This window comes from Corallococcus sp. AB045, from assembly GCF_003668895.1.
Classification (GTDB): domain Bacteria; phylum Myxococcota; class Myxococcia; order Myxococcales; family Myxococcaceae; genus Corallococcus; species Corallococcus coralloides.
This window is the reverse complement of sequence record NZ_RAWN01000116.1, coordinates 18,392-31,399: the sequence shown is the minus strand read 5'-3', so window position 1 is coordinate 31,399 and position 13,008 is coordinate 18,392. Positions and strand designations below refer to the sequence as shown.

Below are 13,008 nucleotides of genomic sequence, written 5' to 3'. Positions count from 1 at the left end.
GGGTGGGGTGGTGGGGCCGTTGAGGGAGGTGCGCGCGGCGTTCGGGCCGGATGGCAGGCCGCTGAGGATTCCGCAGGAGTTGGAGGAGCACCGCTTCCTGGCGGCGCGGCCGGTGGAGCTGCTCACGGACGTGCTGGCGGACGAGGCCGCGCGGGCACCGGCCTTCGGCCTGGACAATGCGTTGCGGCTGCCGTTCCGCGTGGCGGCGAAGACGGGGACGAGCCGGGCGCACGTGGACAACTGGGCGGCGGGCTTCACGCGCGAGCGCACGGTGGCGGTCTGGGTGGGCAACTTCGACGGCACGCCGATGCGCGGGGTGTCCGGCATCACGGGCGCGGGCCCGGTGTTCGCGCGGGTGATGGCGCTGGCGATGAGGGGCCTGCGTGCCGCGCCGCTGGTGGACCGGAACCACTTCGAGTCCGCGGAGATCTGCCCGCTGTCCGGCGAGCGCGCGGGCCCGAACTGTCCCGGAGCGATGAAGGAGGTCTACCTGCCGGGCACGGCGCCGCGCCACACGTGCACCATGCACCGGGGCGACGGCTCGCTGGACGTGGGCCCGGCGTATCTCGCGTGGGCACAAGCGGAAGGACTGGCCTCCACGTCGGTGAGTGCCGAGGGCGGTCCGGGCATGCAGCCCGGCTTCATCCTGCCGGCGAACGGGGATGAGTTCCTGGTGGAGCCCGAGCTGCCCGAAAGCGCGCAGGCCGTGCCCGTGCGGGTGATGGCGCCACAGGGGGCGAAGCTGCTGGAGCTGCGCACGGACGACGGCCGCCGCATCGAACTGCGTCCGCCCTTCGTGACACGGCTGCCAGCGGTGGCGGGAGAGCGCCGGTTGGAGCTCTGGGCGCCCGGTGGCTCCGAGCCGCTGGCGGTGACGCGGTTCCGGGTCCGATGAACGCGGCGGGAGTGGCCGTGCTCATCGCCGCGCTGGTGGCGGGCACGGCGCCTGACGTCGAGAGCACGGGCGCGTTGTCTCCGGCGGCTGATACGCATGTCCGTTCCACGCCACAGCCCGCGCGGGCGTCGCTCGCGGGCCGCGCGTTGGCCGATGCGAGCGAATCCTCCGCGCCTGCTTCTCGCGCGCATCAGCCCCTGGCCGATACGCACGTCAGCACCACTTCACGGCCTACGCGGTCGTCGACAGCAGCCAGCTCGCCAGCCGCCGCGAGTGCGTCCTCCGCGCCCGCGGCCCGTGCGCGTAAGCCCGTGGCCGGTACGCAGGTCGACGTTCGCATCCTCTCCAAGCACCGGCCCGCGCGCCTGCGGCTGGACGGTCCGCGCTCGCTGGAGGTCGTTGCGTCGGGGAACACGCTCGTGGTCGATGGCCGCCCCCAGCCTCATGCCCTGCGGCTCGACGCTGGCCGCTGGCATGTCCGGGGCCGTGGCCTGGACCGGCGCTATGAGGCCGCGCTTTCGCTGGAGGCCCAGGACGGTGAGCTGATCGTCGTCGCCACCTTCGCGCTGGAGACCTACGTCGCCGCCGTTACCGCGAGCGAGACCGAGGTCGACGCCCCTTTCGAGGCGCTCCGCGCACAGGCCATCACCGCGCGCAGCTACGTGCTCGCTTCCGGCAAACGGCACGACGAGGCCCGGGCCTGCGACCTCACTCACTGCCAGGTCCTTCGCGGTGAGGGCTTTGCCCGCCACCTGCGCCGCGCCCGCGATGCCGCCCGCTCCACGGAAGGCGTCGTGCTGCGCCTTCACAGCGGCGCCGTGGCCCTCGCTCCATTCCACGCAAGCTGCGGCGGACATACCGCCGAGCCCGTGGCCGTGTTCGGTGCCCCGGACCTCACGGGCGCCGCCGCCGTGCCTGACCGCTGTCCCGCGTCGCCGTGGCGCGCCGTCGTGCCTCGCGCGCTGGTGTCGGCCGCCGCGTCGGTCGCGGTCGGCGGCCCCGCTCAGGCGGAGGATCTGCTGCTGGAGCGGGACTCCAGCGGCGCGGTGGTGCGCGTGGTGGACCGCGCTTCGGGACGCGAGGGCCGCGGTGACGCGTTCTTCCGCGCGCTCGGAGCGCGTGCCGGTTGGGATCGGATCCGCAGCGCGCGGTTCTCGATGACGCTTGGTGGTGACCAGGCACTCCTCGAAGGACAGGGCCACGGCCATGGCGTCGGCCTCTGTCAGGCTGGCGCGGCCCTGCTCGCACGGCAGGGCTGGACCGCGGAGCAGTTGCTCGCGCACTACTTCCCGCGCGCCCTCCTGGAGCAGCCTCGGGACAAGTGAACGCGAGGGCCGTCATGGCCTCCAGTTCGCAGTCGTCCGCGAAGGTGACGGCCCTCCGGGGGCTCTCCTCCGGCCTCTCCGCCAAGGCTTATCAGCAACCGCCGTGCTCCGTATCGATTGCACCAGAGCCCTCAGCCCCGCGCGGTCCGGTGGGGAGGTGGCTTCGCGCACCGGCCATCCCGGTGCGGAACCCAACCGGGAGGCATCACATGGCGTTCAATCTGATCGAAGCAGTCGGCTCACAGTTCATGCAGAAGGGATTGCTCCAGAAGATCAGCGCTTCGCTGGGCGAGGATCCGCAGGCCACCACCAAGGCGCTGCCGGGCGCCATCGCCTCCGTGGCCGCGGGCGTCGTGGACCAGGGCGGAAACGAGGCCGGTGCCCACCGCCTGCTGACGAAGCTCAACGAGGGCGGCTACACCGGGCCGGACGCGCCCCCACGCGCCGGCGGAGTCGGCGGTGTCGGCGAGGGGCTCCTCGACGAGGAGGAGAGCGGGAAGGGGATGCTGAGCGGCATCTTCGGCAACAAGCTGGGCGGCGTCACCGAAGGGCTCACGCGCTTCGGCGGGATGCGCAATGCCGGCTCGGCGACGCGGCTGTTGTCCCTGGCCGCCCCCATGCTGATGGGCGTCCTGGGCAAGCAGGTGCGTGACCAACGCATGGGTTCTTCCGGGCTGATGCAGCTGCTCAACGGCCAGCGCAACAACATCGCCGCCGCGCTGCCCGCGGGCCTGGGCGGCATCCTGGGCTTCGGCGGTGCGCGCCACGCGGTCGCGGAGGTCATCGAACCCCACCGCGAGACCGTGTCGCAGGTTCGTGAGACGGGGCCCGTGCGCGAGGCCCACACCGTGCGCGAGACGACGCCTCGAACGACCTACAACCGCCCGCCGGAGCGCAAGAAGAGCATCGCCGGCTGGGCCATTCCGCTGGCCCTGCTCGCCCTGGTCGTGCTCGCGTGGGGCGCCCTGCGAGGACGCAGGCACGAGTCCGCCCGGGCTCCGCAGGTGAGCCACACCACACCGCCTCCCGCGCAGGAGCGCGTCGCGCAGACCCCCCAGCCCGCGCGGCCCACGACACCCCCGCCCGCGACGCCTCCCGCGACCCAGCCGCGGGCCACGCAGCCGAGCCCGCCCGCGACGGGTGGCGCCGGCACGGTGGGGCACGAGGGCACGGGCGGCTCTGGCAAACAGCCGAGCGAGAGCGCCAACATGGCGACCGACGCGGGCACGGGTGGCTCCGGCGACGTGGAGAAGCAGCCCGCGGGCACCGGCGGTTCGGGCCAGGAGAAGATGCGCGCGAGCGACCCCAACAGCCTGCGTGAGGCCTTCAGCGGCCCGAGCGCGCAGCAGGGCTTCGTGCTGGAGGGCGTGGAGTTCAAGACAGGCTCGTCGCAGCTCACCAAGAGCAGCCAGCGCATGGTGGGCGAGCTGGGTGACGTGATGCAGGAGAAGTCCGACGCGCGCGTGCGCATCAACGGCTTCACCGACTCCAGTGGCGACGCGAACGCCAACCGTCAGCTGTCGGAGAGCCGCGCGGAGAGCGTGCGCCGGGCGCTCGTGCGCCGAGGCATCCCGCAGGACCGCATCGAGGTCAGCGGCGAGGGTGACGCGAATCCCATCGCCTCCAACGACACTGCTGAGGGCCGCGTGCAGAACCGCCGCATCGAGGTGCAGGTGCTCGGTCAGTAATCCCCCCGGGCACGCGGTCCCGGCGGCGTCCGGTCCTCACGGGGAGGGCCGGGCGCCGCTGTCTTGGGGCACGGCGGACGGCTCCGGCCGGTGCAGCGGTTCACCCAGCAGGTCCGCCAGGTCGAACGCGTCCAGCAGCGCGTGGCCCTTCAGGTCGTTGTTGAAGAACACCCACGCCGTCCGGCCCGCGTCGCGCCAGGCGCTCACATCGTCCGCCACCCGCCGGAGCGCGCGGCGTCCATAGCGGCCCTCGTAGCGCCCTTGCGCGCCGTGGAAGCGCAGGTAGCGGAAGCCACCGGTGGGGCGGGGCACGGGCACGTCCACGAGGTCGTGCTCGCACACCGCCGCGCCATACGCGTCCAGCAACGCGAGCACCTCCGGGTGGTACCAGGCCGCGTTCCGGAACTCGAAGACGTGCCGCACGCCGCCCGGCAGGTGGGCGAGGAAGCGCTCCAGCCGCTCGGGGTCCGGCTTCGTCATGGTCGGCGGCAATTGCCACAGGAGGGGCCCCAGCCGGCTGCCCAGCCGCAGCACCCGCGAGTGGAAGAGCTCCACGCCCTCGCCCACCTCCTGGAGGCGCTTCAGGTGCGTGAGGAAGCGGCTGCCCTTGCACGCGAAGCGAAATCCGCGCGGCACCTGCTCGCGCCAGCCGTCCACGGCCGCCTCCGTGGGCAGGCGGTAGAACGTGGCGTTGAGCTCCACGGTGGAGAACACGCGCGCGTAGTAGGGGAGCCAGCGGCGGACCGGCAGCCCGTCCGGATAGAAGAGCCCCTTCCAGTGCTTGTAGACGTAGCCGCTCGTTCCCAGGTGGATGGCCGCCATGCGCTGGAGGATGGCCATGCCCCCCGCGCGTGGCCGCGCCCTGTCCACCGCGTTACACCTCCCGGAAGTTGTCCTCGGGGTTGGCCTGCGCTAACGCGAGGCGTTAGGGCTTCACGCTTGACCCTGCTTTCACCCACCCTCTAGAAGGCCCGCGACCCATGGCGACTCCCGACCGGTTTCCCCTCCCACAGGTCTCTGAAAGCACCCGTAAACCCGAGTGGTTGAAGGTGCGCCTGCCGCATGGCGAGGGCTATGAGCGGGTGAAGGCCATCGTGAAGCGGGTGGGGCTGTCCACGGTGTGCGAGGAGGCCCGCTGCCCGAACATCGCCGAGTGCTGGGGCGGTGGCACCGCCACGGTGATGCTGATGGGCGAGGTGTGCACGCGCGCGTGCCGCTTCTGCCACGTGAAGGTGGGGGCGCCCCCGCCGCTGGACCCGATGGAGCCCATCCATCTGGCGCAGGCGGTGCGGGAGATGAACCTGGAGTACATCGTCGTCACGTCGGTGAACCGCGACGACCGTCCGGACGGAGGCGCCGGCCACTTCGCGTCCGCCATCCGGGAGCTGCGCAAGGAGAGCCCGCGCACGCTCGTGGAGGTGCTCATCCCCGACTTCAAGGGGAAGGAAGAGGACCTGGCCACGGTGGCGCAGGCGAAGCCGCACGTGGTGGCGCACAACGTGGAGACGGTGGAGCGGCTGACGCCCACGGTGCGCGACCGCCGCGCGACGTACCGCCAGTCCCTGCGCGTGCTGGAGTACCTGAAAAACCGCCCGGAGAAGGTCTACACCAAGACGTCCGTCATGGTGGGCCTGGGCGAGACGGACGAGGAGCTGGAGCGCACGTTCAAGGATTTGCGCGACGTGGGCGTGGACGTGCTCACGCTGGGCCAGTACCTGCAGCCGTCGCAGTACCACCTGCGCGTGGAGCGCTTCGTGACGCCCGCGCAGTTCGAAGCCTACAAGGCGCTGGCGGAGTCCTTCGGATTCCTCTACGTGGCGTCCGGGCCGCTGGTTCGCTCCAGCTACCGCGCCGCCGAGTTCTTCATGAAGGGCCTGATGGAGCGCGAGCGCGTCGAGCGACTCGGCTGACCGGACGCACCCCTTCCCCAACCAGAGAGAGACACACCCCCTCATGGCGACTTTCGAATTCAAGCTCCCGGACCTCGGCGAAGGCGTGACGGAGGGCGAGCTCGTGAAGTGGCACGTCAAGGAGGGCGACCTGGTGAAGGAAGACCAGGTGCTCGCCGAGGTGATGACGGACAAGGCCACCGTCACCGTGCCCACCCCCCACGCCGGCCGCGTCGTGAAGACGCACGGCCGTGAGGGCGACATGGCGAAGGTGCACCAGCTGCTGGTGACGCTGGAGATGGAGGGCGGCGCTCCCGCGGCGCAGGCTCCCGCGCCCCACGGCGCTCCGGCGTCCCACGGCGCTCCGGCTTCGAGCCCCGCGCAGGCGGCGGCGCCCGCGGCCCCGGCGTCCGCCACGAAGGTGCTGGCCACGCCCGTCACGCGCCGCATGGCGCGCGAGCACGGCCTGGACCTGGCGGAGATCTCCGGCTCCGGTCCGCAGGGCCGCGTGACGAAGGCGGACGTGGTGGCGGCGCTGGAGGGGGGTACCGGCGCGCCGAAGAAGAACGAGGTCGCGGCCCCCGCGCCCCAGGCCGCGCGTCCGGCGGCGCCGCTGTCCGCGGGCAAGGGCGACGAGCGCATCGCGCTGCGCGGGCTGCGCAAGAAGATCGCCGAGAAGATGGTGCGCTCGAAGTTCACGATGCCGCACTTCGCGTTCGTGGAGGAGGTGGACGCCACGGACCTGGTCGCGCTGCGCACGCGGCTCAACAGCCAGCTGGCGGCGGCCGGCGACGGCACGAAGCTGACCTACCTGCCGTTCATCGTGAAGGCGACCATCGCCGCGATGAAGAAGTTCCCGCACCTCAACGCGAACTTCGACGAGGCGACGCAGGAGCTGGTGGTGCGCGGCGAGTACAACATCGGCATCGCGGTGGCCACGCCGGACGGCCTCACGGTGGCGGTGGTGCGCAACGCGGACCAGCTCACGCTGGGCGAGCTGGCGAAGGAGATCACCCGCCTGAGCGTCGCGGCGCGCGACCGCAAGCTGAAGATGGAGGAGCTGACGGGCGGCACCTTCACGATTACGTCGCTGGGGCAGAGCGGCGGCCTGTTCGCCACGCCCATCCTGAACCACCCGGAGGTGGGCATCCTGGGCGTTCACAAGCTGAAGAAGCGCCCGGCGGTGAAGAACGACCAGGTCGTGGTCCGGGACATGATGAACCTGTCGCTGTCCTGCGACCACCGCGTCATCGACGGCGATGTCGCGGCGAGCTTCGTGTACGAGATCATCAAGTACCTGGAAGCGCCGGACCTGCTGTTCCTCGCGATGGCGTGAGGACACGCGTCGTGGGGCACTCCCGACCGCTCCTGCTCCGGGGGGCGGCCGGGACGCGGGGGACCTCCGGAACAGCAACGTTGAAGGCGGGCAGCCGCGATGGCCGACAATCCCCGTGAGTTGATCCGCGCCGCGCAGACCGCCGAGCTCCAGGGAGACCGTGCGCGAGCGGCGGAGTGCCTGGAGCAGGCCGCCGCGCTGTTCCAGAAGTCCGGGCACACCTCGCGCGCCTCGCAGCTGTTGCGGCAGGCGCGCCAGTTGAAGGCCCGGGACCCGGACGTCAGCCCGGCCTTCACCGCGGCGATGACGGGCAACAAGGACGCGGTGGCCTACCGCGCGGTGAGCTGGGGCGACGCCGTCTCCGACGCGTTCAACGACAAGGCGGACGCCGTGGCGCACACGCTGGAGGACCCCACCGTGACCGGCGGCTCGGCGCTGCCCACCGAGCCCGGCCTGCCCAGGCTCGCCGGAAGGATCGCCGCCATCGGTGCGCCGTCCCCGGCCGAGGCCATCACCCCGCCTGACGGGACCGCCTCCGCGACCCGCGCCACGAGCACGCCCACCGAGCCCGAGGGAACTGCCGCTATCGATGCAGGTGGCCCGCGAGCTTCGCTCGAAGACCCGGAGGCCACCGCTTCTGGCGGGGGGCCGCGTTCGGCTGAGGATCGCGATGCTTCGCGGCCGTCAGAGGAGGGAGTCGCATCGGTTGCGCCACGGCCCCTGTCCGGGCGCATGCATGCCGTCGGCCCGAGTAGCCAGCGCGATGCCTCTGACGACGATGTCGTCGTCCCGGGCGGACTGCTCCTGCCTCCGGAAGAGGACGAGCTCGACCCCGCGACCGGCCTGCTTCGCGCCTCGGGCGCCGACGACACCGTCGCTCCCGGAGGACTCCTGCGGCCGCCGGACGAGGACACCTCGCCCGTGCACGCTGAGCCCGCGCGAGGCCGCCGGCGCGAGAAGCGCATCATCGAGCGGGGCCCCACCCGCGCGGATCCGGCCCTGGACGCATGGTGCTCGTTCTGCTGCCGGCCCCGAGGCGAGGTGGGTGACCTGGTGGCGGGCCCGGCGGGCGCGTTCATCTGCAAGGGCTGCCTGGGCGAATCCCAGGGCCTGCTGGGCGACGTCGCCGCTCCATCCCCCGTGCGCAAGCCCGTGGTGGAGGAGCCGCGCGCTGGGGTCGTGGAGATGGTGGGCCACGACGAGGTGAAGACCCTGCTGGAGCGCACGGTCCAGGCGGGCGCTCGGTGCCTGCTGCTCGTGGGCCCGGAGGGCTGCGGCAAGAGCCTCTTCTTCCAGTCGCTCCAGCGGCGCGGCCAGGGCGTGCTCGCGTCCGTGGACACGCTGGAGTCCACGCCGGGCACGGAGACGCTCCTCGTGGAGGACGTGGACCGCCTGGAGCCCCGGGCCCAGGCCGCGCTGACCGCGTTCCTGGCCAACCGCCCGGCGCGCGCGGTGGTGATGAGCGCTCGCGGCGCCGTGTCGTCGCTGGGCCTGTGGGTGCGAGGGGAGGGTGGCAGCCTGCCCGTCCCCACTACCGCGGGCATGATCGAAGCCGTGCAGGGCACCGTGCCGGTGTCGCTCCTGGAGCGCGTGCAGGTGCTGCTCCCGGTGCGCCGCCCCACGGTGCCGGAGCTGGTCGAAGTGGCCCGCCGCACCCTGGCCCTGCGCCAGCCGGCAGTGACGTTGTCCGAAGAAGTCCTGGGGGCGTTCGCCGCCGAAGCGGTCCGCTCCCCACGCGCGGGGCATGAGCTCCAGGCGCTGCTGTCGCGCGTCTACGCGGGCAGCTGGAGCCTGGAAGCGGCCCAGACGCCCGCCGCGCCATCCCACAACCCACGAGGGGGGCGAAAGGGATCACCATGAACACGCTCACCGTCTTCCGCCTGGGCCGGGTGGAGTACGAGGACGGACTGAAGCTGATGCACCTGTTCGGCGAGGCCCGCCTGCAGGAACTCATCGGGGACGCGCTGCTGCTGCTGGAGCACCCGCCCGTCCTCACGCTGGGCCGCGCCGCGAAGCGCGAGAACATCACCGCCACGGACGCGCGCCTCTCGGAAGAGGGCGTGGAGGTGTTCGACACCAACCGCGGCGGCGACGTCACCTACCACGGCCCCGGACAGGTGGTGGGCTACCCCATCCTCCTCCTGCCGCCGGAGCGCCGCGACGTGCGCCGCTACGTGCGAGACGTGGAGCGCGGCCTCACCCAGACGCTCGCGGCCTTTGGCCTCACCGCTGGCGCCATCCCCAAGTGGCCGGGGGTGTGGCTGGGGCAGGAGGGCTCACCGGACGCGCGGAAGATTGGCGCCATTGGCGTGCACCTGTCGCGCTGGCTCACCACGCACGGCTTCGCGCTCAACGTGAACACGAACCTGGAGCACTTCCAGCTCATCGTCCCGTGCGGCATCCGCGAGGCGGGCGTCACGTCCATGCAGCGCGAGCTGGGCCACCCCGTGTCCGTCCCGGACGTGGAGGAGGTGCTCGCGCGCGAGTTCACCCAGGTCTTCGATGCCCAGCGCGTGGACGGCACGGTGGACCTGCGCACGGTGAGCGTCGCCGTGATGCACGGCCGGGGGCCGGAAGCGCGCGTGCTGCTGCTGCGCCGGACGCCGGAGCGCGGTGGCTTCTGGCAGACGGTGACGGGGCGCCTGGAGCCGGGCGAGTCCCCCGTGGAGGCCGCCCGCCGCGAGGTGGCGGAGGAGACGGGCCTTCAGCTCCCCGTGGTGGACCTGGCCTACCGCCACGCGTTCGCGCTGGGGGATGCGCTGCCTCCGAAGCTGGTGGAGGAGCACGGCTTCGCGGTGCACGCCGCGCCGGACACCCAGGTGCGCCTGGGCCCGGAGCACGACGCCTTCGAGTGGGTGGACGTGCCCACGGCGCTCGCGCGGCTGCCCTTCCGGGGCCTGCGCGAGACGGTGACCCGGGCGCTCAGCGCGCCCAGGCCGTGACAGCCCCTACAGCTGGATGACCATCGCCTCCTTGGCGGCGATGGCGTCCTTGCGGTGCTTGCGCACCTCGCGCAGCAGCTTGTCCATGCTCGCGTCGTCGCGGCCCGGGTCGTGGTGGAAGAGCACCAGCTGCTTCACCTCGCTGGCGTCCGCCGCGCGCACCGCCGCCTCCCAGGTGGAGTGGCCCCAGCCCGTGCGGACCCGGTACTCGTCCTCCGTGTACATGGAGTCGTAGATGAGCGCGTCCGCGCCCCGCGCGAAGTCGAACAGCTTCGCGTCCAGCGCGGTGCCGTGCTCCACGTCCGTCGCGTACACCAGCGAGCGCCCGCCGAAGTCCACCCGGTAGCCCACGTTGCCGCCCGGGTGGTTCAGCTCCAGCGTGCGAACAATGGCCTTGCCCACCGGGATGTCCTCGCCCACCACCACGTCCCGGTACGCCAGGCGCGTGCGGAACACGTCCTCCGCCGTTACCGGGAAGTAGGGGGGCACCATCTGCCCGGCCAGGATCTGCTTGAGCGACTTGCCGTCCCGAGGTGAGCCGTACAGCGTCACGTCGTTCGCCGGAGAGAACATCGGCGAGAAGAACGGCAGGCCCTGCAGGTGGTCGTAGTGGTAGTGCGAGATGAAGATGGACGCCTTGATGGGCTTGCGCGTCGCCACCAGCGCATCCCCCAGGCCTCGCGCTCCAGAGCCCAGGTCGAAGATGAGCAGCTCGTCGCCGCAGCGGACCTCCACGCACGGCGTGTTGCCGCCGTAGCGCTTCGTCGCCGGGCCTGGCGCGGGGATGGAACCGCGCACCCCCCAGAAGCGCACCTCGAAGCGCGCGGTGCTCCGCCGGGCCGGGCGCTCAGCCGGCCTTGGCTTCCGTGTCGTCGTCCTCCGCGAAGAGCTCAATCAGGTGCCCCGTACGCTCGCGCTTCGTCCTCAAATAGTCGAGGTTATGCGGATTGTGCTCGGTCCGGGAAGGGATTCGGCGCCGAACCGCCACGCCTTCCTCCACCAGCCCGGCGATCTTCAGCGGATTGTTGGTGATCAGGTCCACCGACCGCACATCCAACGACCGCAGCATTTCCGCAGCGATGTCGTACGAGCGCAAGTCATCCGCGAAGCCCAGCTGGCGGTTGGCCTCGTAGGTGTCCAGCCCCTTGGACTGCAGGGCGTAGGCCTTGATCTTGTTGCCCAGGCCGATGCCCCGGCCCTCCTGGCGCAGGTAGAGCACCACGCCCAGCCCGTTCTGGGACACGAAGTCGAGCGCCCGGTCCAGCTGCTCGCGGCAGTCGCATTTGAGGCTGCCGAAGACCTCGCTCGTGAGGCACTCGGAGTGGATGCGCACCGGCACCCCCTCCATCCCCTGGGGCTCGCCCACCACCAGCGCCACGTGCTCGCGCCCGTTCCGCTTGTCGCGGAAGACGATGGTCTTCAGCACTCCGCGGGCCGTGGGCACATCCGCCTCCGAGTACCGCTCCAGGTGCTGGGTCGGCTTTCGGGTCGGCAGGACCTGGGGTGAGCGCGTGTCGGACATGGTAGGTCGTCTCCCAGAGAGGGGCCGTTACTTCTCGCCCCCCCGGATGCAAGTCAAGGTGACACCCCGATGGGTGTGGTGAAACCCGCCTGTTTGGATGCGGCGGACGTGGACTTCGTTGCTCAAGCGACCCACGAGAGAGGGAGCAGCTCCACATGGGAGCCATCAGTCAAGCTGCTGATTTCTCGGGGGAAGTGAAGCAGATGTGTGGCTGCCGCAGCTGAACGCAGGGCACCGGAGCTCTGAGTCCCCAGGGGCTTCGCCCACAGCTCGCCCGCTCGCCAGGTGGCCGTGACGCGCACATAGTGGGCAAGCCCCGGGGCCTTGGAGAGCTGCCCCTCCAGGCGGCCGGCGACGCGGGGGGGCTCCACGTCCGCGTGCCCCAGGAGCCGGCGCAGGGCGGGGCGCACGAAGAGTTCGAAGGTCACCAGGGACGACGTGGGGTTGCCGGGCAGGCCCATGAAGAGGGTGGAGCCCCGCTGGCCCACCACCAGCGGCTTGCCGGGCTTGATGGCCACGCGCCAGAAGCGCTGCTCCACGCCCAGGGCCTCCAGGGCGTCCTTCACGAAGTCATGGTCGCCCACGGAGACGCCGGCGCTGGTAAGCACCACGTCGAAGCCCTCGGTGCGTGCCAGGGCCTCCTGGACGGCCTGGCGCGTGTCCCGGGCGATGCCCAGGAGCGTGGGCACGCCGCCCGCGCGCCGCACCGCCAGGGCCAGGGCGGGGGCGTTGATGTCCACGATGCCGTCGCCGGGGGGCTCGTCCACCCGGCACAGCTCGTCCCCGGTGGACAGCACCGCCACGCGCGGCCGGCGGGGGACCGGCACCGTGCCCTGGCCCTGCGCCCACAGGAGCCCCAGCTCCGGGATGCCCAGGGGCGTGCCGCGCCGCAGCAGGATGTCGCCTTCCTTCGCGTCCTCGCCCCGGGGGCGGATGAAGTTCCCCGGCCCCACGGCCTCCAGGATCTCCACGGCGTCCGGCGCGTCGTGGGGAGCGGCGGGGACGGGGCGGGTGCGCTCGCGCATCACCACCGCGTCCGCGCCCGGGGGCAGCGGCGCCCCGGTCATGATCCGCGCGCACGTGCCGGGCACGACCTCCCGGGTGGGGCGTCTGCCGGCGAACACCGTCTCGCCCACCACGAGGCGCACGGGCAGGGGGCCCGCCAGGTCCCGGGCCTGGACCGCGTAGCCGTCCATGGCGGAGTTGTCCCAGGGGGGCAGGGTGCGGCGGGCAAGGACGTCCTCGGCCAGCGCTCGGCCCAGGGCGTCGTCCCCGGGCACCCACTCGGTGGCCAGCGGCGTGCACAGCCCGAGGATCCGCGCTCGGGCCTCCTCCACCGGAAGCAATATGGGGGCGTCACTCATGCTGTTTTCCCACCCAAAGTCCGTGGGAAAATCAAGTGTTAGTTTGA

Annotated in this window: 10 protein-coding genes and 1 pseudogene; 7 read left to right on the top strand and 4 right to left on the bottom strand. The window is 71.9% G+C overall.

Features of this window, described 5'->3' with window-relative positions:
- From D7Y21_RS25355 to D7Y21_RS25345, 3 genes and pseudogenes are all read left to right on the top strand, one after another.
- Nucleotides 1-895: pseudogene (locus tag D7Y21_RS25355) on the top strand (penicillin-binding protein 1C); the annotation flags it as partial.
- The gene (locus D7Y21_RS25350; RefSeq protein WP_121716212.1) at nt 892-2,220 is read left to right on the top strand and encodes a SpoIID/LytB domain-containing protein; all 1,329 of its coding nucleotides are present in this window, start codon (nt 892-894) and stop codon (nt 2,218-2,220) included. The pseudogene D7Y21_RS25355 and the gene D7Y21_RS25350, both read left to right, overlap by 4 nt.
- Nucleotides 2,221-2,429: 209 nt before the next feature.
- Complete coding sequence (locus tag D7Y21_RS25345) at nt 2,430-3,908, top strand: OmpA family protein (protein WP_158627350.1); 1,479 nt, start codon at nt 2,430-2,432, stop codon at nt 3,906-3,908.
- A 36-nt stretch (nt 3,909-3,944) separates the two neighbouring features.
- On the opposite strand, the gene D7Y21_RS25340 is transcribed toward D7Y21_RS25345, so the two are convergent.
- Nucleotides 3,945-4,748 carry a DUF72 domain-containing protein gene (locus D7Y21_RS25340; RefSeq protein ID WP_233591511.1) on the bottom strand — a complete coding sequence of 268 codons (804 nt, stop codon included), beginning with the start codon at nt 4,746-4,748 and terminating at the stop codon, nt 3,945-3,947.
- A gap of 140 nt (nt 4,749-4,888) precedes the next feature.
- Here D7Y21_RS25340 and lipA point away from each other — a divergent pair, with 140 nt between their 5' ends.
- The 4 genes from lipA (at nt 4,889) to lipB (ending at nt 10,075) form a co-directional block, all read left to right on the top strand.
- Nucleotides 4,889-5,818: a lipoyl synthase gene (lipA, locus tag D7Y21_RS25335; protein ID WP_014396538.1), complete on the top strand. Its 930-nt coding sequence runs from the start codon at nt 4,889-4,891 to the stop codon at nt 5,816-5,818.
- Nucleotides 5,819-5,861: 43 nt separating this feature from the next.
- On the top strand, nt 5,862-7,133 hold the full coding sequence (locus D7Y21_RS25330) for a dihydrolipoamide acetyltransferase family protein (protein ID WP_121716208.1): 1,272 nt from the start codon (nt 5,862-5,864) through the stop codon (nt 7,131-7,133).
- Between the two features lie 99 nt (nt 7,134-7,232).
- Entirely contained in the window at nt 7,233-8,993 is a 1,761-nt protein-coding gene (locus D7Y21_RS25325; protein ID WP_121716206.1) for a ClpX C4-type zinc finger protein, read from the top strand.
- Entirely contained in the window at nt 8,990-10,075 is a 1,086-nt protein-coding gene (gene lipB, locus D7Y21_RS25320; protein WP_120562873.1) for a lipoyl(octanoyl) transferase LipB, read from the top strand. The genes D7Y21_RS25325 and lipB overlap by 4 nt, the downstream gene beginning before the upstream one ends.
- Before the next feature lie 6 nt (nt 10,076-10,081).
- Here lipB and D7Y21_RS25315 read toward each other — a convergent pair whose 3' ends face one another.
- The 3 genes from D7Y21_RS25315 to glp all read right to left on the bottom strand — a co-directional run bounded on the left by D7Y21_RS25315 (nt 10,082) and on the right by glp (nt 12,961).
- Nucleotides 10,082-10,888, bottom strand: a complete 807-nt coding sequence (locus D7Y21_RS25315) for an MBL fold metallo-hydrolase (protein WP_120562874.1) — start codon at nt 10,886-10,888, stop codon at nt 10,082-10,084.
- A gap of 34 nt (nt 10,889-10,922) precedes the next feature.
- Nucleotides 10,923-11,597, bottom strand: a complete 675-nt coding sequence (ribA, locus tag D7Y21_RS25310; RefSeq protein ID WP_120562875.1) for a GTP cyclohydrolase II — start codon at nt 11,595-11,597, stop codon at nt 10,923-10,925.
- Between the two features lie 122 nt (nt 11,598-11,719).
- Nucleotides 11,720-12,961 (bottom strand): gephyrin-like molybdotransferase Glp, encoded by a 1,242-nt coding sequence (gene glp / locus D7Y21_RS25305; protein WP_121716204.1) that lies wholly within the window; start codon nt 12,959-12,961, stop codon nt 11,720-11,722.
- Nucleotides 12,962-13,008: the final 47 nt, after the last annotated feature.